Origin of the sequence: Bacteroides stercoris ATCC 43183, assembly GCF_025147325.1 — a bacterium.
Lineage (GTDB): Bacteria > Bacteroidota > Bacteroidia > Bacteroidales > Bacteroidaceae > Bacteroides > Bacteroides stercoris.
In genome coordinates this window covers 3,970,713-3,995,053 of record NZ_CP102262.1, presented here as the reverse complement: position 1 = coordinate 3,995,053, position 24,341 = coordinate 3,970,713, and the positions used below count along the sequence as shown (strand labels likewise).

At 45.3% G+C, this 24,341-nt stretch carries 15 protein-coding genes and 1 tRNA gene; 8 read left to right on the top strand and 8 right to left on the bottom strand.

Annotated elements, in window-relative coordinates; translation table 11 throughout:
* Positions 1-127 precede the first annotated feature (127 nt).
* Positions 128-1,165, bottom strand: a complete 1,038-nt coding sequence (asnA, locus tag NQ565_RS16905; protein ID WP_005657310.1) for an aspartate--ammonia ligase — start codon at positions 1,163-1,165, stop codon at positions 128-130.
* 217 nt (positions 1,166-1,382) lie between these two features.
* Between asnA and NQ565_RS16900 the strand changes: the two genes are divergently transcribed.
* Positions 1,383-1,455: transfer RNA gene (locus tag NQ565_RS16900), tRNA-Arg, on the top strand.
* Between the two features lie 46 nt (positions 1,456-1,501).
* Here NQ565_RS16900 and NQ565_RS16895 read toward each other — a convergent pair.
* The 5 genes from NQ565_RS16895 to lysS form a co-directional block, all read right to left on the bottom strand.
* Positions 1,502-2,443: a SecDF P1 head subdomain-containing protein gene (locus NQ565_RS16895; RefSeq protein ID WP_005657309.1), complete on the bottom strand. Its 942-nt coding sequence runs from the start codon at positions 2,441-2,443 to the stop codon at positions 1,502-1,504.
* A gap of 47 nt (positions 2,444-2,490) precedes the next feature.
* Entirely contained in the window at positions 2,491-3,228 is a 738-nt protein-coding gene (locus NQ565_RS16890; RefSeq protein WP_040316215.1) for an HAD-IA family hydrolase, read from the bottom strand.
* A gap of 139 nt (positions 3,229-3,367) precedes the next feature.
* Positions 3,368-4,705 (bottom strand): glucose-6-phosphate isomerase, encoded by a 1,338-nt coding sequence (locus NQ565_RS16885; protein WP_040316250.1) that lies wholly within the window; start codon positions 4,703-4,705, stop codon positions 3,368-3,370.
* Between the two features lie 53 nt (positions 4,706-4,758).
* A complete protein-coding gene (locus tag NQ565_RS16880; RefSeq protein ID WP_005657304.1) occupies positions 4,759-5,754 on the bottom strand; it encodes an NAD(P)H-dependent glycerol-3-phosphate dehydrogenase in 996 nt (331 codons plus the stop codon).
* A 3-nt stretch (positions 5,755-5,757) separates the two neighbouring features.
* Positions 5,758-7,482, bottom strand: coding sequence for a lysine--tRNA ligase (gene lysS, locus NQ565_RS16875; protein WP_005657301.1), 1,725 nt, complete (start codon positions 7,480-7,482; stop codon positions 5,758-5,760).
* Positions 7,483-7,776: 294 nt separating this feature from the next.
* On the opposite strand from lysS, the gene NQ565_RS16870 reads away from it, so the two are divergent.
* A complete protein-coding gene (locus tag NQ565_RS16870; RefSeq protein ID WP_005657300.1) occupies positions 7,777-9,126 on the top strand; it encodes an MATE family efflux transporter in 1,350 nt (449 codons plus the stop codon).
* 64 nt (positions 9,127-9,190) lie between these two features.
* Here NQ565_RS16870 and NQ565_RS16865 read toward each other — a convergent pair whose 3' ends face one another.
* Positions 9,191-11,158 (bottom strand): sulfatase family protein, encoded by a 1,968-nt coding sequence (locus tag NQ565_RS16865; protein WP_005657298.1) that lies wholly within the window; start codon positions 11,156-11,158, stop codon positions 9,191-9,193.
* Between the two features lie 264 nt (positions 11,159-11,422).
* On the opposite strand from NQ565_RS16865, the gene NQ565_RS16860 reads away from it, so the two are divergent.
* The 6 genes from NQ565_RS16860 (at position 11,423) to NQ565_RS16835 (ending at position 24,182) form a co-directional block, all read left to right on the top strand.
* The gene (locus NQ565_RS16860) at positions 11,423-13,324 is read left to right on the top strand and encodes a prenyltransferase/squalene oxidase repeat-containing protein (RefSeq protein WP_005657297.1); all 1,902 of its coding nucleotides are present in this window, start codon (positions 11,423-11,425) and stop codon (positions 13,322-13,324) included.
* 44 nt (positions 13,325-13,368) lie between these two features.
* Positions 13,369-17,409, top strand: coding sequence for a hybrid sensor histidine kinase/response regulator transcription factor (locus tag NQ565_RS16855; protein WP_040316213.1), 4,041 nt, complete (start codon positions 13,369-13,371; stop codon positions 17,407-17,409).
* A gap of 33 nt (positions 17,410-17,442) precedes the next feature.
* Entirely contained in the window at positions 17,443-18,570 is a 1,128-nt protein-coding gene (locus NQ565_RS16850; protein WP_040316248.1) for an aldose epimerase family protein, read from the top strand.
* 23 nt (positions 18,571-18,593) lie between these two features.
* Positions 18,594-19,046, top strand: coding sequence for a cupin domain-containing protein (locus tag NQ565_RS16845; protein ID WP_005657291.1), 453 nt, complete (start codon positions 18,594-18,596; stop codon positions 19,044-19,046).
* 248 nt (positions 19,047-19,294) lie between these two features.
* A complete protein-coding gene (locus tag NQ565_RS16840) occupies positions 19,295-22,492 on the top strand; it encodes a SusC/RagA family TonB-linked outer membrane protein (RefSeq protein WP_005657290.1) in 3,198 nt (1,065 codons plus the stop codon).
* A 22-nt stretch (positions 22,493-22,514) separates the two neighbouring features.
* Complete coding sequence (locus NQ565_RS16835; protein WP_005657288.1) at positions 22,515-24,182, top strand: RagB/SusD family nutrient uptake outer membrane protein; 1,668 nt, start codon at positions 22,515-22,517, stop codon at positions 24,180-24,182.
* Here NQ565_RS16835 and NQ565_RS16830 read toward each other — a convergent pair.
* Positions 24,173-24,340: a hypothetical protein gene (locus NQ565_RS16830; RefSeq protein ID WP_005657286.1), complete on the bottom strand. Its 168-nt coding sequence runs from the start codon at positions 24,338-24,340 to the stop codon at positions 24,173-24,175. The two genes, NQ565_RS16835 and NQ565_RS16830, sit on opposite strands and share 10 nt — an antisense overlap.
* Position 24,341: the final 1 nt, after the last annotated feature.

Sequence of the window (24,341 nt, the reverse complement as noted above, 5' to 3'; positions counted from 1 at the left end):
TAGGAAGTGTTAGTAGTTTACGACGCTAAGATACAAATATTTCACCATAGTATACAAAGAGCCCCGCAGAGTTTTTTGCTTTTTCCTTTGAAACTCTGCGGGACTTTATATTGTTTACAGGTTGTATTTAGATTAAATGTATGTTGTGTGCCTTACATTCCGAGCGCATATCTTCGGGCCAGATGCTGGCTTGTATTTCTCCGATATGGGCTTTGCGCAAATAGAACATACACAGCCGGGACTGACCGATACCGCCACCGATAGACAAGGGCAGCGCATCTCCCATCAGGCGTTTGTGGAAATAGAGTTCCAGACGTTTTTCTTCACCTTCCTGCTTGAGCTGACGCTGGAGGGCTTCTTTGTCTACGCGGATACCCATTGAGGATAATTCCACACTGCGTTGAAGCACATCGTCCCACAATAATAAGTCGCCGTTTAAGCCGGGCAGACCGTTCAAGCCGGGAGTTGTGTAGTCATCATAGTCCGGAGCGCGTCCATCGTGTTTTTTGCCGTCGCTTAGTTTGCAACCGATGCCGATGATAAATACGGCGCCGAACTTCTTGGCAATGGCATGCTCACGGCATTTCGGTTCTATATTGGGATACATCTGCCGGAGCTCTTCCGCATGGATAAAGTGTAATTTCTGTGGCAGGCAGGGCTTGATTTGCGGATACATTTCATATACCATATATTCCGTACGGACCATTGCAGCATAAATGCGGGTGACTATCTCTTTCAGAAAGTCTATGTTACGGTCTTGTTCGGTGATAACGCGCTCCCAATCCCATTGGTCTACATATAAAGAATGTAAGTTGCCCAGCTCTTCGTCCGCACGGATGGCATTCATATCGGTATAAATTCCGTATCCCGGTTCTATACCGTATTCGGCAAGTGTCAGACGCTTCCATTTGGCAAGCGAATGTACCACTTCTGCCTGCGCATCGCCTAAATCTTTGATGGGAAACGACACAGCCCGTTCCACACCGTTCAAATCGTCGTTGATACCCATGCCTTTTAATACAAAGAGAGGGGCAGTGACACGACGCAGGCGGAGTTCGGAAGAAAGATTCAACTGAAAGAATTCTTTAATCTGTTTAATGCCTAATTCCGTTTGTTTTAAGTCCAATAAAGGTTTGTATCCTTCGGGTTTTATCAGGTAACTCATAGGTTTAATTTCTGAAACTTCTATTAATTTGTTCGGCAAAGATAGAAATAATATTGATACTTGTTTCTATTTTGATTGAAAAAATAACAAAATGTATATGTATATCCGTTTAATGTTCTCAAAATAATATTGAAAGGGTAATATGCAAAACAGATATAAAAAATGTATGAAGATTAGGAATATGCAGAGATTTTTTCTACTTTTGCATTCGAATTAAGGCTCCGTAGCTTAGTGAATAGAGCGTCAGATTCCGGTTCTGAAGGTCGTGCGTTTGAATCGCACCGGGGTCACAGGAAAATCCTTGATAAACTGTTGGTTATCAAGGATTTTTTTTATTTATATATCTCTTGGGTCATCCGTCTGTTTGTCCTTATTCAGCAAGACCCATATCTGTCGTTGCCATTCATATACGGCAAATCTCTCATCATCGGAATTGTCGGTCTTGTCAATATATGTCCTTATACTTGGGGCGGAAGGGTATTTGGTTTGGATAATATCGTCTATCAGATAGCTGTACAACCCTCTGATTTTCTTGAAAAGAAAGCATTGGAACATAAGGTTGATATATTCAGGGTTGTTGCATACATACATTTTATACGTTTGATATGTATCCGACTGCATGTAATCTGAAGCCCTGCTGCTAAGATTGGACTTCTCAAGTTCTTCTTTCAGGGCTTCTTCCAGCTTTTTGTACTCGGCAGAGTCTGTTATGCTGTACCAATAATGTTCATCGGGCTTAGTGGTTAGCTTTATCCATGTGTAGGCTTCCCAGTAATCAATTGCCATTATTATGGAATCTCTGTATTCCGGGGGCATGGCAAAATAGAGAGAATCTTTTTCCCAGTCCTTGAAAAGCGTTGCGATAGAATCAATCTTCTCTTGTTTCAGTTGTTTATATATGTCCGGTAGTTTTTCATCAAGAACGGAAGTTATTTGGAAAGCACCGCTCTCTATGCTACAGTTGACCCGTGGATTGGTTATGACAGAATCATTGAATATGAAAGCTATCTGCCTGCCTGTTGCCTTTCCCGTTTCCTCAGCCCATTTCTTTCGTTTATAGTTGCTGATTTGTCCGCTGATTACATATTTTCCGAAATAATCCGTATCCAGTTTAAGGGCGATGAAATCCTTCGTCGTTACGATAGGCTCTCTGGAAATGCTGTCCGTCTGTCCGGACAAGATATGATACCAGCCATTTTCCCGAAGCTTGTTCTGGCAAATCGAAAAATACGGCAGGAAAGAAAACAATGTCAGTATTCCAAGCAGCTTTCTCCACATAACGTCTCTTTGTTTTCTAAACTTCAATTTCAAGAATTGTCCTCTCTTTACTCTTCAGATGCAAGCGCATCCCGCACAGCTTCCCAGTTATCGCAGAAAGCCTGCATGGAAGGGAATAACAGATTGGCTCCCGCATCCAGCAGCACTTGTCCGTCCAGCGGACCGGTATTGACAGCGATTGTGAATATCCCTGCCGCTGCTCCTGCCTGGACGCCGATGGGTGCATTCTCCACGACAATAGCTTCATTGGCCTTTACCCCTGCTTTTTCCAGTCCCATAAGATAAGGCTCCGGATTGGGCTTGCCATATTTCACATCAAAGGCGGTGACCATACGTTCGCGTTGGAACATGCCGGGAAAGTTATGTGCCAGTCTGTCCAGCAGGGAGTGCTGGCCGGAACCGGTTACCAATACGGGAGTCAACCCTTCCGCTTTTATTTTCTGTAACACTTCCCATGCTCCGGACATACGTTCGGGTTCGGGATGTCTGTTGAATTCTTCGCTTTTTTCGGCATAGATACTCTCTATCATCTCAGGAGTGGCATCTTTGCCGTATTGCCGTTGATATACGATGTTGATTGTTGCTGCTCCCGTACGTCCTTCGTGCATATAAGCTTCCTCGCGGCTCAGATGCAGACCGTGACGTTCCATTACCGTATGCCATGCATCGGCATGATAAGGCATGGAGTTGAACAACACGCCGTCCATGTCGAAAAGAACGGCTTTCAGCCGGATATTGTCGTATCCGTGTTCTCTTAAATAGCGGGATATTGCTTCTTTAAACACTTGATAAATTGAGAATAAAAAATTAGAAATAGGGGAATATAAAACAGAGAGTTGGGAATCAAGAAACAGCCTTTTGATGTTGCACATGGTAATTTGTGTGCAGCCATTTCTCAATTCTCAACTCTCGATTTTTAATTTATCACAGTCTTGCCTGGATGGCTTTGGATTCTTCTTCGTAACCCGGCTTGTTCAGCAGGGCGAACATATTCTTCTTGTAGGCTTCCACACCCGGTTGGTTGAACGGATTAACCCCCAGCAGGTAGCCGCTGATGCCGCATGCTTTCTCAAAGAAGTACAGCAATCCGCCGAGACTTTCCTCGTTCAGTGCAGGAATCACGATGCGCATGTTGGGTACGCCACCGTCTACGTGAGCCAGTTGTGTGCCGAGTTCAGCCATCTTGTTCACCTCGTCCACGTGCTTTCCGGCGAGGAAGTTCAGACCGTCGAGGTTGGCTTCGTCCGAAGGAACTTGCAGCGAATACTGCGTCTTTTCTACTGAAATGACAGTTTCATAAATGGTACGTTCACCTTCCTGAATCCATTGTCCCATGGAGTGCAGGTCGGTAGAGAAATCCACGGATGCAGGGAAGATACCCTTGTTCTCTTTACCTTCGGATTCACCGTAAAGTTGCTTCCACCATTCGCTTACGTAGTGCAATTTGGGGTTGAAGTTTACAAGGATTTCAATCTTCTTGCCGTTCTTGTAGAGTTCATTGCGGGTGGCTGCATAGATAGCTGCCGGGTTTTCAGCGAACGGAACATCCTTTCCGCAGGCCTTTTCCATAGCTGCCGCGCCTGCTACCAGTTTTTCGATGTCGAAGCCTGCAACGGCGATGGGCAGCAGACCTACTGGGGTGAGTACGGAGAAACGGCCGCCTACGTTATCGGGGATAATGAAAGATTTGTACCCTTCATTGTCTGCGGTAACGCGTGCTGCGCCTTTCTTGGCGTCTGTAACGGCAACGATCACCTTTTTGGCCATCTCCTTGCCGCGTTGGTCTTCGCATTGCTTTTTCAGCAGGCGGAAGGCCAAAGCCGTTTCGGTAGTGGTTCCCGATTTGGAAATATTGATGACACCGAATTTCTTGTCTTTCAGATATTCGGTAAGCTCGTACAGATAATCTTCACCGATGTTGTGTCCTGCATACAGAATAACCGGGCCGGACTTCTTGTCCTGCAACCATGCGAAACTGTTTGACAAAGCCTCGATAACGGCGCGTGCACCGAGGTAGCTTCCGCCGATTCCGGCAACAACCACTGCTTCACAATTCTCGCGCAGCACTTGCGCGGTAGCTTTCAGGTCTGCCAGGTGCTCCTTTGTAATGGAAGAAGGAAGGTGTAGCCAGCCTAAAAAGTCGTTGCCTTTACCGGTTCCGTTTTCCAATGCTTCCTGTGCAGCCTTGACTTGGGCTTCGTAGGCGAAAACATTTTCTTTGGAAATGAATCCAAGAGTCTTTTCAATGTTCAAACTAATCATAATATTATAGGTTTTAAATTCTGTATTTTGTCCTTGCTGTCCTCTTTTCCGCATTACCGGAAAGAGTCAGTCAGTAACTTGATTTCAATCATCGGTGAGATGCGCTCATATAAGATGTTGTACACAGCATCCAGTATCGGCATGTTCACGTGGTAATGCTTGTTGATTTCCTTGATGCACTTGGTTCCGTAATAACCTTCGGCTATCATTTCCATCTCTATCTGGGCACTTTTTACGGAATATCCTTTACCTATCATCGTACCGAACGTACGGTTACGGCTGAAGTTGGAGTATCCTGTCACCAACATGTCACCCAGATAAACAGAATCGCTGATGTTTCTGTTCAGCGGATGTACGGTTTGCAGGAAACGGTTCATCTCCTGTATGGCATTGGACATGAGTACCGCCTGGAAATTATCGCCGTATTTCAGTCCGCTGCAAATGCCGGCGGCAATGGCATATACGTTTTTGAGTACGGAACCGTATTCGATACCTGCCACGTCGTTGCTTACGGAAGTCTTGATGAATGAACTTGCCAGACGGCGGGAAAACTTGTCCGCCTTGTCTATATCGGGACACGCTATCGTGAGATAGGAAAGCCGCTCGAGCGCAACCTCTTCCGCATGGCAGGGACCCGCCAGTACTGCGATATTTTCGGTAGGAACACCGTATTCTTTCGTGAAGTATTCCGATACAATCATGTTGTCATCAGGTACGATGCCCTTAATGGCAGTGATGATGAACTTATCCTTGATTTTTGTCTTCAGCTTCTTCAGGTGAGCCTTCAGATAAGGAGAAGGAGTTACAAAGATAAGCGTATCCGACTCCTTGACTACATCGTTGATGTTTGAGTTGAAATTGATACGCTTGGTATCGAACTTGACGCCCGTCAGGTAGGCAGGGTTATGACCGAGACGCTTAAAATCGGCAATGCGGTCGTCGCGCCGCATATACCAATTTATAGTCTCTTCTTGTGCCAGTACCATCTTTGCAATGGCAGTGGCCCAGCTTCCTCCGCCCATAATGGCTATCTTACCGGGTAGTTTCATTTCTTAGATTTTCTCAACCCAACCTTCCACATCTTTCACGGTCGGATTTGCCAGTTCCAGTTTATATTTCTTGTTGATGCCGCAAATGTCCATGTGCAGCTTTTGCGGGTTTACATCCTTTATGTCGCTAACCAGGTTGTAGCCGGCTTTCTGGATGACTGCCACCCATTCTTCGGGGATACCCAGTTCCATGAATTTGGCAGGCGCGTCTTTCGGAGTGACCTTTTCGGGGCGCATCTGCGGGAAGAACAATACTTCCTGGATGAATGCCTGTCCGGTCATCAACATCGTCAGACGGTCGATGCCGATACCGATGCCCGATGTGGGAGGCATACCGTATTGCAGCGCTTTCAGGAAGTCCTGATCGATAAACATAGCTTCGTCGTCACCCTTTTCACTCAGTTTCAACTGCTCTTTGAAGCGTTCTTCCTGATCGATGGGGTCGTTCAGCTCACTGTATGCGTTGGCCAGCTCTTTACCGTTCACCATCAGCTCGAAGCGTTCGGTCAGTCCGGGCTTGCTGCGGTGCATCTTGGTCAGCGGGCTCATCTCTACCGGATAGTCGGTGATGAAGGTAGGCTGTATGAATGTGCCTTCACAGAATTCGCCGAAGATTTCGTCTATCAGCTTGCCTTTGCCCATAGTGTCGTCAATCTCCATTTTCAGTTCGCGGCACACCTGGCGGATTTCTTCCTCGCTCTTGCCGTTGAGGTCGTAGCCGGTCTTTTCCTTAATGGCATCCAGGATGGGCAGGCGGCGGTAAGGAGCCTTGAAGCTGATGGTCTTTCCGTCGATGGTAGTCTCTGTGCTGCCGTTTACAGCGATACAGATACGTTCGAGGAGTTTCTCGGTGAATCCCATCATCCAGTTGTAGTCCTTATACTGCACGTACAGCTCCATGCAGGTGAATTCCGGGTTATGGTTTTTGTCCATACCTTCGTTACGGAAATTCTTTCCGATTTCGTATACACCCTCAAAACCGCCTACGATAAGTCTCTTCAGGTAAAGCTCGGTGGCGATACGCAGGTAGAGGTCCATATCCAATGAGTTGTGGTGGGTGATGAAGGGGCGTGCGCTTGCACCGCCGGGGATGGATTGCAGAATCGGTGTTTCCACTTCCGTATAGCCGGCTTCGTCCAGTACGGCACGCATGGTCTTGATGATTGTGGCGCGTTTCAGGAATGTTTCCTTGACGCCGTCGTTCACGATGAGGTCCACGTAGCGTTGGCGGTAGCGCAGTTCCGGGTCGTCGAACGAGTCGTAGGCCACACCGTCTTTATATTTTACGATAGGAAGCGGTTTGATGCTTTTGGCAAGCACGGTCAGCTTCTGGGCATGGATACTGATTTCGCCCATCTGAGTGCGGAATACAAAGCCTTCGATACCGATGAAGTCGCCTAAATCGAGCAAGCGTTTGAATACGGTATTATACATTTCCTTGTCTTCGCCCGGACAGATGTCATCGCGGGTGATATATACCTGGATACGGCCTTTGGAGTCCTGTAACTCGATGAAAGAGGCTTTCCCCATGACGCGGCGGCTCATGATGCGTCCGGCTACGGATACGTGGCGCGGTTCGGCGTCGTCTTTGAATTCTTTTTTAATATCGGTAGAGAAAGCGTTGGTTACATACTCTGCTGCGGGATAGGGTTCGATACCCATCGCGCGAAGTTCATTCATGCTGTTGCGACGAATGATTTCTTGTTCACTTAGTTCTAATACGTTCATTTCGCTATAATTCACTCAATTTGGGGACAAAAATACGAAACATTTTTCAGATAGCGAACCTTTAGGGGAATTTATTCGCCGTATGCTCCGTGTGCTCTGTGGCTGGTTGTGGGATAATTGCCGGGTAAGTTCTCGGGAGAAGGAGCCTTGGGTCGGGCTTGATACGCTTTCTTCCCTGTCTCTGATACGCTTCCGATAGGAGAGAGTGCGGTTCTTCCTTAAGACGGGGCGCGATACTTGCTCACCTGACGAATTTTGAGTACCTTTGCGCCCTCGAAAAAACAGGTAAAAAGTATGGCAGGACAAAAAACACCCACAGCGTTGGGCACGGAGAATATAGGTAAATTACTGATGCAGTACGCCGTTCCGGCAATCATTGCCATGACGGCATCTTCCTTATATAATATGGTGGACAGTATCTTCATCGGTCACGGTGTGGGCACAATGGCTATTTCGGGACTGGCGTTGACTTTCCCCTTGATGAACCTTGCAGCGGCTTTCGGTTCGCTGGTAGGTGTGGGAGCGGCTACGTTGATTTCCGTCAAGCTCGGGCAGAAGGACTATGACACGGCGCAGCGGGTACTGGGCAATGTATTTGTGCTGAATATTCTGCTGGGTGTGGCTTTTACGGTGGTTGTAATGGCATTCCTCGACCCTATTCTTTACTTCTTCGGCGGCAGTGACGAGACTGTGGGGTATGCGCGCGATTATATGCAGATTATCCTTCTCGGCAATGCCGTTACGCATCTTTATCTGGGGTTGAATGCGGTGCTGCGTTCTTCGGGGCATCCGCAGAAAGCGATGTATGCCACCATTGCCACGGTGATTATCAACACGATACTCGACCCGGTGTTCATCTACGGTTTCGGCTGGGGCATTCGCGGGGCGGCCATTGCCACGATTGTGGCGCAGGTCATATCATTGATATGGCAGCTCAGGATATTCAGCAATAAAGACGAACTGCTGCATTTTCACCGCGGTATTTTCCGTTTGAAGCGTAAGATAGTCTTCGATTCACTGGCTATCGGCATGTCGCCGTTTCTGATGAATATGGCGGCATGCTTCATCGTAATCCTTATCAATCAGGGATTGAAAAAGTATGGCGGCGATTTGGCTATCGGCGCTTTCGGCATTGTCAACCGGCTGGTATTTATCATCGTAATGATTGTAATGGGACTGAACCAGGGAATGCAGCCCATTGCGGGCTATAACTTCGGAGCCGGACAGCATGCCCGTGTCATCAAGACTCTGAAACTGACGATAATCTATGCAACCTGCGTCACTACTTTCGGCTTTATTGTAGGTATGCTCTTTTCCGACTGGGTGGTGAGTATCTTTACTTCGGATGCCGAACTGATTGCCCTTTCGGCAAAGGGCCTGCGCATTGTGGTGATGTTTTTCCCCATTATAGGCTTTCAAATGGTTACCGCCAACTTCTTCCAGAGTATAGGAATGGCGAGTAAGGCAATATTTCTTTCCCTTACCCGCCAAATGATGGTGTTGCTGCCTTGCCTGATAATTCTGCCCCGTTTTTTCGGCGTGGCAGGCGTTTGGTACAGTATGCCGATTTCCGACTTGCTGGCCAGTCTGATAGCGGGCACGATGCTGGTGTGGCAGCTCCGCAAATTCAAGGCGCAGGCATAAGGCGGTATTATGTTAAAACAAAGATACTTACTACCGGTCTCTTTTCAGCTACATCCAACTTTCATCAGTTTGGTAGCGGAACCATGGGTCTGCGTCCGTGATTCAGCTTCAAGCCTGCTTTATAGGACTCCGGACCGTGCAGGTTCTTTATATCCATCTCACCGAGATTGACCAGAATGCCGCGTGCCATGAGGCCGGCATCTTCGTTTGCTTTGCGCGGAAGTGTTTCGGCTTTGTCTTTCAGGTCTGCCAGATGCACGCGGATGGCGGGCTGCATGGCTGTATCCAGAGAGAGGCATTCCAGCAGGGAATAACCGATTTTTCTATCGGCTTCTTTTGCCGGATTATTCAGGCGTTCGATGCCTTTGGCGGTTTCTCCCAGATAAGCGGCGGCATAGGCGGCTTCGCAGGCTATGTAGGGGTCGGCATCCTTGAGCAAGGCAAGCAGAGGTGCGGGACAGGTTTTCAATTCTCCTTTGGCTCCGAGTTGTGCCAAACCGACGGACGCCCAATAGCGCATTTCGGGATATTGGCTGGACAGTGCTTTCTCGAATACGGGAGCATCGCCTGCATGGGCTGTACCTGCCAGCTCTACGAGGTTGTACAGCTCGTTCAAGGGGTATTTTTCTTTGCGTACTTTATCATACAATACCACATTCTCGCGAGAGGTGGGTATGAAGAAACCCAGGTCTTTGGTGGCGCGGATATGGTTGGAAAGGGCTGTACGCATCTTTACCAGTACTTCTGCGTATTCGGGAGAGTCGGACAGGTTGTGCAGTTCACCGGGGTCTTTTTCAAGGTCGAACAGCATTTCGGCAGGATGGGCATTGAACGTCTGCGCCCAGTCGGGGTTGGTGTTGTGTCCGCCTAAAACCAGCTTGTCCCATGCTTTGTTGGACGGCATGCCCCATTGGTAGTAATTGCGCAGGGCAAACTGACGGTAGGGTATGTAGCTGCGGATGTATTTGAAACGTCCGTCGGTTGCGGCACGTACCGGCATAAAGTGGTGCAGTTGGTTGGCCGCCAGTGCGAACTGGATTTCACGCTTTTCATCGGACGCGTACTTCCCGAACAATGCCTTTCCCTGCATGTGTTTGGGCGGTTTTACACCTGCAAGACTAAGTACGGTAGGTCCCAAGTCTGTGAAGTTGACCAAAGAATAATCTTTGCCGGATGCCTTTTCTCCCGCCAGGTGTTGCCACTTGGGCGGGAAGTAGGCTATCAGGGGCACTTCCAGACCGCTTTCATACAAATAGCCTTTGCCGCGTGGAACGCAACCGCCGTGGTCGCTGAAGAAGAAGATAATCGTGTTGTCGTCCAATCCTTTTTCTTTCAGGTCTTTCAGGAAGAATCCCAGCCATGTGTCCACATCCTGCACGGCTTCCAGATGGCCGGCATAGTCGGAACGTACTTCGGGCAGGTCGGGCACGTAGGCGGGTAGGGTGAGCAGTTCCGGATAAATGCCCTCTTGGGTGTAATCTCGCCGTCCGTCGGTATGGAAGGTGCGGATACGTCCCATGTGCGAGGTCACCGTATTGTATACGGCAAAGAAAGGCTGGCCTTTACCGCGCTTCGGGCTGTTGTAAGAGGCTTCTCTCGTACATTCGTCCCAGCAGCTTTTGTTGTCCGTGGTGGAGTTGTAGTGTGTCTTGCTGTTGTTGGTGCAGTAATATCCGGCTTCACGCAGCCATTGCGGGAAGAAGATGTTTGCCGGGGTGTCGTATGGAACCGGATGGACATCCATTCCGTAGGTCGAGGAGTAGCAACCCGTAATGAGCGATGAGCGTGCGGCCGAACTTTGCGGGGCCACCGACCATGCGTTCATGAATTGTATGCCGCGGGCAGCCAGACTGTCTGCATTGGGGGTGTGCACATCCTTGTTGCCGTAGCAGCCGAATTCGTAAGCACTGGTATCTTCGAAGGTGAGCCAGAGAATATTGGGCCTTTCGTTTTTCTTGTTGTCTGCCGCATCCGCTTGGGCGGTATGCAGCCCGCAGAAAGCGGTACACATGAGTAGAGATAAGTTTTTCATGCTATATTAAATGTTAGTTTTACATGTTATATCGGTTTTTCAGTAGTGGTTGCTAAGGTAGGGCATTTGTTCTGATAAGCATGCCTGATGTGTTTAAAAAGCTGCTAATATTGTTTTGGCATGCAGGTTTTCAACAAAATTGATGAAGATTCAACAAAATTGCAGAACCGGTAAACGTATGTTGCGGTGTATTGGAGAAAATAAGGACGCTATATTACCGGAATGTCTTACTTTTGAAAAATAAATCTAATAGTGTATAATGGTATGAGAAACATCGTTTTTATAGTGATTGCGTTTGTACTTTCTTTCTCGGGACGTGTATGTGCCGGAAATCCCGTTTATTCAGACAACTCCTTGCGCAATGATGCGGAGAAACTGCTGGTGGAGTGGGTGGATGCTCTGCTGGCCTACCAATGCGAAGGGCTGCATCCGTCGCTCGACGGCGGTATTCTGTGTCCAGCCTGTGCCCGCATTCACGGACGGATAGGAGACACGGTTCTTCCTCTGATGTATCTGGCAGACAAAACCGGCAATGACAAATATCTGCTTGCTGCCAAGAAACTGATGAAATGGATGGAGAACGTGCACCGTCCGGACGGCTCCTGGATGAACGATGTACACGTATCCGATTGGAGCGGGACTACCGTATTCGCCGCTATTGCTCTGTATGAGGCAGTGCATTATCACGGGCATCTGCTGGATGACTCTACGCGTAACCATTGGAAAGAGCAGTTGTTGGAAGCCGGCGAATTCATGATGAAGAATCCGCAGATGTACAGCCGCCGTATGCAGGGGAGTATGAAGCGCCTGAACAATGTGAACTATTCCGCTTCGGTGACGTATGCCTTGCAGGCTCTCGGAGAGATGTTCGACCGCCCGGACTTCAAGGAGGAAGCCCGGATTGTTGCTTCGGACTTGAAGAAGTTCTTTACGGCGAACGATTCCTTTTTATACGGCGAAGGACCTAAAATATGGACACCTACCAAGAACGGCTGCCTCCCGGTGGACTTGGGATATAATGTAGAGGAATCCTTGCCTAATCTGGCTTATTATGCGCTTATGGTGAACGACCGGGAGTTGCTCTCCATCGTGGAACGCTCCATGAATACCCATCTGGAATTTATGTTGCCCGACGGTGCATGGGACAACAGTTGGGGCACGCGCAGTTTTAAGTGGACATATTGGGGCGGACGTACAAGCGACGGCTTTATGGGCGGTTATTATGCCATGGCTGCGCATCATCCGGAGTACCTGGAGGCTATTCGCCGCAATATACAATTACTGAAAAAATCGACGGATGACGGTTTGCTTCATGCCGGACGCGATTATCGGGCCTCTGGCATTCCGGCTTGTATTCATCATACCTTCGGACATGCCAAGGCGCTGACGGCTTTTCTTGAGCTTCCACCCGTCAAGACGCAACAATACAAGGCATTGTCGCGCGATAATGCTTATGGGGTAAAGTATTTCCGGGATATTCGTACATGGCTGGTTGCAGAAGGTCCGTGGCGTTCTACATGTACCGGTTTCGATGCGGAATATAAGGTAAAAGGAACTCATCCCATGGGAGGCGCCGTTTCTTTGTTATGGCACGAACAGGCCGGTCCGGTATTTGCCGCTACGACCAACCGGTATGCTTTGATAGAAGCACCCAATATGCAGAGCAACAGCCGGAAGTATATAATGAGCGGAACGCCGCGGGTTGAAATGGTGCAATACGGAACGATTTACAGTAATCTGGACGACTTGGATACGGATATTACGTATACTAAAGAAAAGAATATGCACCGTTTCCATGTCAATACCCATCTGGTGGATGCCGACCAGCAGACTCCGGTTCAGGGAGCGATTCCCGTAGCGTTGGATTATGTGTATTCCCAACAGGGCTTGTCGATAGAAATGGAACATTGCCCTTTGACCGCCTGCCTGGTTTTACCGGTTATCGCCGCGCCTTCGGAAGTTGTGGATATTACGCCGGAAGGCATGCGCCTTCAGAAAAAGGACGGCGTGTTGGAGGTAGTTTGCGTGAACGGCAGAATGAAGGTTGCTCCTACCGATAAAGACGGACGGATATTTAATCCTGTGCCGGGCTTTTCTTTCATTCCCTTGCAGGTTTTTCCGGATAGTCCGGATAAGAAAATTCAAGTTAAAATCATGTATAATTAATGTATTTTTTATTTTCTTTGTTCTGTGTTAATAATGTAATATGTATGAAAATATTTCGATTTTTATTAGTATTATGCGGAACATTGTTTGCCAGTATGGGGCTTGCCGGTGAAATAGACGGTATGCGTTTCATACATATCGGTTTGGAAGAAGGGTTGTCGCATAGTACCATATTCGGAATCAATCAGGATAAAGAAGGCAATCTGTGGTTTGCCACTTATGACGGATTTAATAAATATGACGGTTATAATTTTACTGTCTACCGGCATCAGTATAAGAATCCGAAGAGTATAGCCAGCGATATAACCCGTTGTGTCGTCATTGACAATGATAACCGGATATGGATAGGAACGAGAGAAGGCTTGTCGCTTTATAATCATCGCAAGAATGAATTTTCTAATTTCTTTTATAAGAAAAAGGGACAAAATGTAACAGTCAGGAATATTGTGCCTATGCAGAAGGACTGGCTTATGCTTGGGACAACCGAAGGTATTTTACTTTTTGACGTGAAAGGAGAACGTTTCCTGAATGATACGTTGTCGGCTACTTTACATTCGTTGAAACCGTTAACGCTGCTCAGGCAAGATGATGATATTTTTATTGGCACTAAAGGGAAGGTATATATGTATTCATTGCAAAACGGAGCATTGGAAACATTACTTGACCTGCATGACAAGGTGCAGATAAACAGTATCTTGTGCCAGACTCCCAATCGGATATGGGTAGCGACTGAAGGCAACGGGCTGTATCTGTATGATGTAAAGAACAAAAAGCTGGATAACTATCGTTATGAGAATAAGCTTTCCTGTTTGAACTCCAATTATGTGCGTTCGTTGGCATTGGATCAGGAGAACCGTTTGTGGGTAGGGACTTACAGCGGGCTGAATATATATCAGGAAGGGAAAGAACGCTTTATATCGGTTGAGAGTTCGATGGCTCAGGCAGGGACGTTGTCGCAGAACTCGGTGCGTTGCATCTTCAGAGACTCGCAGGGCGGAATGTGGCTGGGTACATACTGGGGAGGATTGAATTACTATCATCCTTTGTGCAACCGTTTCCAGCAGATTAAACATATTCCTTTCTCCAATTCGCTCAGTGATAATGTTGTCAGTTGCATTGTAGAGGATAAAAAGAACAATTTATGGATCGGAACAAGTGACGGTGGTCTGAACTTCTATGATAATACGGCGAAAACTTATAAGAATTATTTGTTTAATCCGGATATATCGGAAGGTGTTCCTTTTAAAGACGTTAAAACGGTATATGTAGATGAAGCATCGGATAAGATATATGTAGGCGCCCACGCTGGCGGTATGATGGTGTTGCATCGTAAAACCGGAAGAAAGGAGTTTTATAATCAGCAAAACGGGGGCTTGCCGAGCAATCATATTTATTCTATTATATCCGATGGGAAAGACGGTCTTTGGATAGCTTCTCTGGACTATTTGTTTCATTTTGATATTGCCGGAAAACGCTTTACCGTTATAAATGAAGATGTGGAAGGGCATCCGATTCAAAAAAAGAACCGTTTGCTATTTAGGGATTCCCGTAAGCGCATCTGGATAGGTGGGGAGAAGGGACTTTCCGTTTATAATCAGGTGGGGATGGCTTTGCAGGCCAATACGGATTTTCGTATAACTCCGGTATTGCAACAGTCTTTTGTGAATTGTATCTACGAGTCTTTATCCGGTTCTATATGGGTAGGTACCCGTGACGGGCTTTTTGCCTTGAAGGAAGCGGATAAGGAGTTGCAGCAATATACAACGGACGACGGTTTGCCAAGCAATGTTATCTATGGAATACTGGAAGACAGTTACGGGCGCTTGTGGGTCAGTACCAATCAGGGACTGAGTTGTTTTGACCCGGAGAACCGTAAAATGCGCAATTTTACAATAGTGGACGGGCTGCAGAGCAATCAGTTTAATGCCGGTTCTTATTGCCGCATCGGCAATGGCAATATGTTGTTCGGCGGCATTAACGGCATCACCATGTTCCGTCCCGAAACCCTGATAGACAACCCTTATACTCCGAAACCGGTAATCAATAAGCTTTTTGTTTTTAACAAGGAGGTGCTTCCGAATGATGAAACCGGAATACTGAAAGAGAATATAGAGAGTGTTAACCACATAACCCTGAAATCTTCCCAAAACTCGTTTTCCCTTTCCTTTGTCGTTTCCAACTACATAGCCGGCAAGCACAATACGTTTGCCTATAAGTTGAAGGGATATCATGATGAATGGTATAAACAGGGAGACATAAGTCCGGTGTCGTACTCCAACTTGCCGGCAGGAGATTATACCTTCCTTTTAAAGGCAGCCAATAATGACGGAAAGTGGAGCGGGGAGGTAGAGGCTCTTCACATCCGTGTCCTTCCGGTCTGGTATCGCACGTGGTGGGCCTTTTTGATTTTTGCGTTGTTTTTTATTTTGTTGGTTTTTGCTGTGTTCCGTTTCTTCTGGTTGCGTAAGAGTATGCAGACAGAAATCCGTATGGAGCGGCTTGACAGGGAAAAAAAGGAAGAAATCAGCCAGATGAAAATCCGTTTTTATGTGAATATCTCACATGAGTTACGTACTCCGTTGACTTTGATTATTTCTCCTTTGCAAGAGTTGCTCAGTAGTGTCACCGGGCATTGGGAGCGCGAAAAGCTGTTGTATATCCAGCGGAATGCAAGAAGACTGTTGCATTTGGTCAATCAACTGATGGACTACCGGCGTGCCGAATTGGGTATTTTTGAGTTGAGGCCGAGTTATGCCAATGCATATAAAAGGGTATTGAACAGCTTTTTAAATTACGAGAGTCTGGCAAAGAAAAAGGACATAGACTATAATTTCTATTCGGAATTGCAGGATGAGGATGTGTTGTTTGACGGTACTTATTTGGATTTGATTATCAACAATCTATTATCCAATGCTTTTAAGTATACGGAAGAAGGGGAGAGGATTTATGTAAAACTCTACAGAGAAGATAAAAATGTTGTTTTGCAGGTAGCAGATACGGGAGTGGGCATACCAAAGGATAAGCAGAGGAAGATTTTCGAACGTTTTTATCAGGTAGAGAACGTACACGAAGGAAGCGGCATCGGATTATCGCTGGTTCAGCGTCTGGTTGAATTGCATCACGGGCAGATAACGTTGGTGAGCGAGGTTGGAAAAGGCTCTACGTTTTCCATTTATATTCCTCAGGACAAGTCGGTGTATACTGCGGAGGAACTTGCGGAGAGCAAGGGAGAGATGGAGGAACAGCGTGTCTATTCGACAAATGCGCATGAGGTTTATACCGATGATGTAGAAACGGAAGTGGCAGAAGCCGGTGAAAAAGAGGCGGGAAGCAGGCATGGAACAATTCTTATAGTGGAAGACAATGAGGAGCTGCGGCGGTATTTGTTCAACGGTCTGTCCGCTCAGTTTAATCTGATAGAGGCGGAGAACGGGCAAAAGGCGTTGGAGGTGCTTAAAGAAAATGACGTAGACCTGATTCTTTCGGATGTTATGATGCCGGTTATGGATGGAGTCAAACTTTGTAAATCGGTGAAACAGAATTTGAGAACCTGTCATATACCGGTGTATCTGTTGTCTGCCAAGGTCGATATAAAGTATCAGTTGCAGGGGTTGCAGGTAGGTGCGGACGATTACATACCCAAACCGTTCTCGATGGATGTATTGATAGCAAAGATTTTGAATATGCTGCGTACCCGCTATCGTATTTTTGAGCATTATTCCAATGCGGCAGAGATAGAACCGGAGAAGATAGCAAACAATGCCATGGATGAGGAACTGTTGAGGAAAGCGATTGCTGTCGTGGAGAAAAACATGAGCAATGTGGAGTTCTCAACGGAGCAGTTTGCCAGCGAGATGAATATGAGCCGTTCCAATCTCCATTTGAAGTTGAAGGCTATAACAGGAAAATCGGCCATTGATTTTATTCATAAAATACGTTTTAACCGTGCTTGTCAGTTATTGAAGGAAGGTAAGTATACGGTTTCCGAAATCAGTTTTATGGTGGGATATAATACTCCTTCTTATTTCTCCGCCCGTTTCAAGAAGTATATCGGTTGTCTTCCTACGGAGTATGGAAAACAGTGATGTATGTATCATTTATGGAATATTATTATGAAGATGTATTTTTTTTCTCCCTTTCTTCTGATACTTGTTCATTCATTGCTGGTATCATGCAGCCGTACGGGCACACCCGGCTTTACGATAGCGAGGGAAGACAGTTTGCGGTATGAAGGCAAGACAGTTGAACTGTTCAGAATGACTAACAGGAATGGAATGACGGTTAAGGTTACCAATTATGGGGCTTCTTTAACATTTGTTTCCGCTCCTGATAAAGAGGGCGTTTTTGCTCCGGTAGTTTTAGGACTTGACAGCTTGCGATATTATCTGGGCAGACAACCCAAGCTTGGTGCTACGGTAGGGCGTTATGCAAATAGAATAAGGAATGCGGAACTTGTTTTGAATGACCGGGTCTATTATCTGGATAAAAACAATAAAGGGCATTCCATTCATGGTGGCGTCAAGGGATTTCATACCCGGGTTTTTAATACGGATACGTCCTATGTGGTGAAGGATACGGCAGTGATTCGCTTTAGTTATCTGAGCCCTGATGCGGAAGGGGGATTTCCGGGAAATCTGAATATATCGTTGGCTTATAAATTGACGCATAACAATGAAGTGATTCTGGATTACAGGGCATCGACCGACAAGCCGACTGTGGTTAATCTGACAAATCACAGTTATTTCAATTTAACGGGGTGTAAGGAGTCTGTACTGAACCATTATTGTATGATTGACGGGGATTCGATTACACCGGTTGATGCCGCAGGTATTCCTACCGGAGAACTTATGGCGGTGGCGGGTACGGAATACGACTTCAGAACCTTGCAGCCGCTTGGCGGGCGCATTGGAGAACTTAAAAAAGGATATGATACCAATTATAAACTCAATAAGCAGCCGGGAACTTTGGCGCTTGCAGCTAAAATTGTAGAGCCGGAATCCGGTCGGGTACTGAAGGCGTATACCACCGAACCGGGTATACAGTTCTATACTCCGGCAGCTAATCTGGACTATCTGAAAGGGCATGGCAAGCAGTCATATGGGCGGTATTACGGATTTTGTCTCGAAATGCAACATTTTCCGGATTCGCCTCATAATCCGCATTTTCCGACTACCGTGTTGCTGCCGGGAGAGACTTACCGGCAAACCACGGTCTACAGATTTGAAACATTATCCGAAACAGAATAAATTATTTAATTAAAACATTGGTTATGAAAACGAAAAGCTGGAAAAAGTACATGTGTTTAATGGGTATTTCACTTATGATGATGCCGGCTGTCTGCGCAATGCAAACGGCTGAAGGCGGAAATGGGGACAATCCCGTTAAAAAAACGCGTAGCACTACTTTTATTAGTGGAGAAAAGGCGTGGGAACCCGCAGGAGAAGGCGTGACCCGGCAGATTATGGGGTATGACGGACAGGTAATGCTGGTAAAAGTGAAATTTGAAAAAGGAGCGATAGGTACTCCTCATACTCACTACCATACCCAAACCACTTATGTGGCAAGTGGAAAGTTTGAGTTTACGGTGGGGAATGAGAAGAAAACGGTAAAGGCAGGTGACGGTATTTACATCGAACCTGATATTTTACACGGATGTGTCTGTCTGGAACCGGGGGTACTTATAGACTGCTTTGCTCCAATGAGAAGTGATTTCTTGAAATGAGTTTTGTATTGATGGGTATTTGATTTTATTAACAGATTTACAAATCTCTATCCCAAAAGGATAACCCCCTTTGTACATAGCTGTAGGGCTATATATTGTACAAAATTACTCTGTATTATACAAAATTGATATTTGGAAAGTGTAAAAGTGTAACGAATGAAAACAATACTTTTACACTTTTTTTAGCATTTGCAGTAAGTTTGCCCTCGAAAAATTATTTCTAAAGTAGAACCTTAGATTTATTTATTATGTACAAATTAAAAGAACTGTTTTTAATGTTTATCCTCGCCTTTGTGAGCATATCCGCATATGCGCAAAGTCTGACCGTTACCGGTAAGGTCATTGATAGTGAGGGTTATGAAGTAATCGGTGGTAGTGTTACCATTAAAGGCGCCGCCGGCGTTGGAACCGTTACGGATGTAAACGGTAACTACTCCTTAAAAGTAAATGACGCATCCAAAGATGTACTCGTCTTTTCGTACGTGGGTATGACTTCCCAAGAAGTAAAGGTCAATGGTAAGAATGTAATCAATGTAACGTTGAAGGCTGATGCCGTGTTACTGGATGAAGTAGTAGCAATCGGTTATGCCACGGTTAAGCGTAAGGACTTGACTGGGTCTGTGGCATCGGTGAACAGTAAGGAACTTTCCAAAGTGCCGACAAGTGATATTACCCAGGCATTGGCAGGACGTATGGCCGGTGTACAGGTAATGCAGAGTGAAGGTGCGCCGGGAGCTTCTATTTCGATTCGTGTCCGTGGAGGTATTTCTATTACACAGAGCAATGAGCCTCTTTATATTATCGATGGTTTTCCCAGCGAAGATGGTATGTCTACGCTCGACCCTGCTGAAATTGAGACTATCGATATTTTGAAGGATGCGTCTGCTACGGCTATTTATGGAGCTCGTGGTGCTAACGGCGTTGTAGTTATTACTACAAAAAGTGGTGGTAAAGAAAGCAAGGCTACGGTAACTTTTGACAGCTATGTCGGTTTCAAAAAAATAGCCAAGAAATTGGATGTTCTTTCTACGGCAGAGTTTGCAATGTTGGATTATGAACGCCGTGTGTACGATGCTACTACTCAAGAAGATTGGGATAAGGATATTACGGCTTTTGAAACATTGTACGGAAAATATAGTGATATCGGAACTAACTATTCCAATCGTAAAGGGATAGATTGGCAGGATGAAACGTTGGGGCGTACTGCGTTGACTCAAAACTACCGTGTAGGAGTTTCCGGTGGAACAGATAAGCTGAATTACAACTTGGCATATTCTTACTATGATGAAGAGGGTGCTATGGTGTATAGCGGTAATAAAAAACATAACATATCATTCAATATGAATCATAAATTGAATGACCGTTTAAGTGTTAATGCCCGTGTCAGCTATGATCAAATGAAAGTTTATGGTATGGGTACTTCTGAAGGTGGTGACCGTTTTAACAAGATGCAGCATATTTTGCAGTATCGTCCTATGATAGGAATTGGAGGTACAGATGATTTGCTGTTAGGAGATGAAGACCCGATTTTTGTGGACGATACCGGTAATGTAATGCAGAATCCTCTGCTTTCTGCTGCTGAAGAAACCAATGATCGTGAGTATCGTACTTTTCAAGCCAATGGTGGCTTTACTTTAAAGCTTTTTAAAGGATTTTCGTTCCGCAATACAACAGGTATGCGCTACCAGACACGTCGTAATGATATTTTTTACGGTGATAAGTCTATAACGGCAAAGCGTTCCAGTATTAATGGAAGCATTCAAAATCTGGAGAACAGCAGTTTCCAAACATCAAATGTCTTGAATTATACTTGGTCGGGTAAAGGACACGATGTAACAGCCATGGTTGGTCAGGAATACGTAAACCGTTGGAGTCGTAATTTCAAAGCGGCAGCCGCCAATTTCCCGAACGATGATATTGGTTTAGGCGACCTTTCACTGGGATTGCCGACAGCTGTTTCATCTGCTGAAAATTATGATGACAAGCTCCTTTCTTTCTTTACACGTGTTAACTATGGCTTTAAGGATAAATATTTGTTTACCGCTTCTTTCCGTGCAGACGGTTCTTCTAAATTTGGTAAGAATAATAAGTGGGGATATTTCCCGGCTTTTTCTGCAGCCTGGCGTTTGGGAGAAGAAGAATTTATTAAGAATTTGAATGTTTTTTCGGATTTGAAAGTTCGTTTAGGTTATGGTATGGCTGGTAATAATCGTATAGACAGTTATCTGAGTCTGGCAGTATTGAATTCCGTCACTTATCCTAATGGTGATTCTACTCAATCAGGCTATGTACCCAAGCAGATTCCTAATCCGGACCTTAAATGGGAAGCTAACAAGACATTCAATTTCGGTCTTGATTTTGGTTTCTTCAATCAGCGTTTGACTATTTCTCCCGAATTTTATATCAATCGCAGCAGTAATCTGTTGCTGAGTGCAAAATTGCCAACATCGGCAGGTTATGACAGTATGGTCATCAATGCCGGTGAAACAGAAAATAAAGGTATTGATTTGACTATCAACTCAACTAATATTATGACCAAGAACTTTACTTGGAATACTTCTGTAACCTTATCGCACAATAAAAATTCTGTAAAACAGTTGACGGGAGAAGAAGTGCAACTTTGGGAAGCTAATTTCGGATATAGCCAAAACACACATATTATCGGTATAAACCAACCGTTGGGGCAGATGTACGGTTATATTACAGAAGGCTTGTATCAGGTGTCTGATTTTGATTATGATGCAACCACCCAAACTTATACATTGAAAGATGGCATTCCTTATGCAGGCGATAAAGCCAATGTGAAACCCGGTATGTGGAAATTTAAGAATGTAGACGGTAGCGAAGACAATAAAATAACAGAGGAAGACAAGACTGTTATTGGTAATGCGTATCCTAAATTTTATGGCGGTATCAATAATACATTCACTTATAAAGACTTTGATTTGAGCATTTTCTTGACTTACAGCTTTGGCAATGATGTACTTAATGCAACTAAGTTGACTAACACAAAGACAGCTTTGCAGAATAAGAACGTTTTGGCTGCGGCCGATTCTCATAATCGCTGGGTTTTAGTGAATAAGTCAGGTGAATTAATTACCGACCCTCAGGAAATGGCTGAGATTAATAGAGGTAAGACCGTTGCCGCTATCTATGATAATGAAGTTGGTGATACTTATATTCATTCTTGGGCGGTAGAAGACGGTTCCTTCCTGAAACTTAGTAATATCACTTTAGGATATACTTTCCCGAAGAAAATAATCGAAAAGATAGGTATCAGTAAGTTACGTCTTTATGCAACAGGTTCTAATTTATTAACTTGGACTAAATATTCAGGTTTCGATCCGGAAGTATCCACAATGGGTAACGGTTTGACACCGGGCGTTGACTTCGGTGCTTATCCTAAAAGCCGTTCATTTGTTTTCGGTATTAATTTAGCTTTCTAATGAACCTCAAAAAGAAAATACAATGAAAAAATATAAAACAATTGCGCTTGGCGCACTGATTGCAACTGGATTTGCCTCTTGTGAACTGACAGAAAAACCAACTTCTTATTATGAGAAGGATACCTATTTTCAAACAGCCGACCAGGCAAAGATGTCAGTCGTGGGGATTTATGACTGTTTGGCTACAAACAACCATTACGGACAGTTTGAAATGGCTATGCCGGCGTCGGATGACACTTATTATATACAAGGTACTGGTACAGACAATACACGGCGTGATATAGCACATTATATGGTGAAACCGACGAATACTTGGATTGCTGATTTATGGAAGTACAAATATATGGGAATAGACCGGGCTAATTTTGCTATTGAAGGCATTGAAAATATGGCTGGGTATGAAGAAGATACTTCTTTGAAAGAGCTGGTGGCCCAGGCTAAATTTTTACGTGCATTTTTGGCTTTCGATTTAGTGAAATATTGGGGAGATGTTCCATTTAAGACCGACTACACCGCTGGATATGAAAGTGCCTTTAATGGTCGTATAAGCCGTGAGGAGATATATGATTATATTATTGAAGATTTGGACTTTGCGAAAGAAAATCTTCAGAAAGGGAGTGCTTCGCTTTCACCGGAGATACCTTCGCAGGGAGCTGCTCATGCAATGCTGATGCGTGTTTACTTGCAACGGGCAGGTTATAGTTTGCAGCAAGACGGTAGTTTGAACCGACCGGCCGACGACAAGAGAAAGGCCTATTTTGATGCTGTAATTGCCGAATGGACTGCTTTCCAGAATAAAGGTTATCATAACTTTCACCCGGGCGGTTATTTGAAGTTGTTCCAGGGTTATTCCGGAGGAGTTTTGAATTCGATGGAAAATCTGTGGGAGATAGCTTTTAATCCGACAGGAAGTGGTTATAAGGATAATTCCGGTACTTGGGCTACGTATAATGGTCCTGCGGTAGAAGCGCCGGGCAAGGGTGCTCCTGCTGAATCAATGGGGCGTGCCAACGCGTTCTTCCGTGTGTTACCTGTCTGGAAAGATTTCTTTGAGGCAAATGATGAGCGTAGAGATGTAATGGTATGTACTTACCAATATAAATGGGATGCCGATAAGAAAGCACATAAGTTGGTTGAAAATAAGAAACTGACGGATTGGTATCCGGGCAAATGGCGTAGGGAGTGGATGCCGAAAGGCTTTGTAGATCCTAATAATACAGGGGTAAATTATTGTCCGTTGCGTTATGCTGATGTGGTATTGATGGCAGCCGAGGCTTATAATGAGATTGGCAATACTCCGGAAGCCTGGAGGTTATTGAATGAAGTAAGACATCGTGCCGGAGCTACTGAAACCAATTCATTGCAGGCATACAAGACTGCACAGCCTAATCTCTATGAACTTCCCTATTTTAACAGCGGTGATGAGGCAGACAATTTCCGTACTGCTCTTTATTGGGAACGCGGTTTTGAACTGGCTTTTGAAGGTCAGCGTAAATATGACTTATTACGTTGGGGTATTTTGGGTGATGCTTTAAAATTATTCCAAAGCAAAATGGATAAATCGCTAAAAGGCAAATATGTTGCAGGCGACAAATTTATAAAAGGCAAACATGAACTGTTTCCTATACCTTTGGGCGAGTTGCAGGCCAATCCCGCTTTAAAAAATCAGAATAATCCGGGTTATGAATAAATAGGTATTATTGCCATAAATGGCAGGATGCAATGTCCTGTTTGAAATGTTGAAAGATGTTTCGGAGCTGGTTGAAAATAGTAAGCCTGTTTTTTATCAGCTCTGTTAAACATCTTTTCTATTTCAAAGCTATATGATGTTGTATTGCCGGTTGCCATG

Bases quoted from the DNA above. Each gene is read 5' to 3' on its own strand.
- asnA (WP_005657310.1), bottom strand. From the start codon at position 1,165: ATGAGTTACCTGATAAAACCCGAAGGATACAAACCTTTATTGGACTTA.
- NQ565_RS16895 (WP_005657309.1), bottom strand. From the start codon at position 2,443: ATGTGGAGAAAGCTGCTTGGAATACTGACATTGTTTTCTTTCCTGCCG.
- NQ565_RS16885 (WP_040316250.1), bottom strand. From the start codon at position 4,705: ATGATTAGTTTGAACATTGAAAAGACTCTTGGATTCATTTCCAAAGAA.
- NQ565_RS16880 (WP_005657304.1), bottom strand. From the start codon at position 5,754: ATGAAACTACCCGGTAAGATAGCCATTATGGGCGGAGGAAGCTGGGCC.
- lysS (WP_005657301.1), bottom strand. From the start codon at position 7,482: ATGAACGTATTAGAACTAAGTGAACAAGAAATCATTCGTCGCAACAGC.
- NQ565_RS16870 (WP_005657300.1), top strand. From the start codon at position 7,777: ATGGCAGGACAAAAAACACCCACAGCGTTGGGCACGGAGAATATAGGT.
- NQ565_RS16865 (WP_005657298.1), bottom strand. From the start codon at position 11,158: ATGAAAAACTTATCTCTACTCATGTGTACCGCTTTCTGCGGGCTGCAT.
- NQ565_RS16860 (WP_005657297.1), top strand. From the start codon at position 11,423: ATGAGAAACATCGTTTTTATAGTGATTGCGTTTGTACTTTCTTTCTCG.
- NQ565_RS16855 (WP_040316213.1), top strand. From the start codon at position 13,369: ATGAAAATATTTCGATTTTTATTAGTATTATGCGGAACATTGTTTGCC.
- NQ565_RS16850 (WP_040316248.1), top strand. From the start codon at position 17,443: ATGTATTTTTTTTCTCCCTTTCTTCTGATACTTGTTCATTCATTGCTG.
- NQ565_RS16845 (WP_005657291.1), top strand. From the start codon at position 18,594: ATGAAAACGAAAAGCTGGAAAAAGTACATGTGTTTAATGGGTATTTCA.
- NQ565_RS16840 (WP_005657290.1), top strand. From the start codon at position 19,295: ATGTACAAATTAAAAGAACTGTTTTTAATGTTTATCCTCGCCTTTGTG.
- NQ565_RS16835 (WP_005657288.1), top strand. From the start codon at position 22,515: ATGAAAAAATATAAAACAATTGCGCTTGGCGCACTGATTGCAACTGGA.
- NQ565_RS16830 (WP_005657286.1), bottom strand. From the start codon at position 24,340: ATGGCAACCGGCAATACAACATCATATAGCTTTGAAATAGAAAAGATG.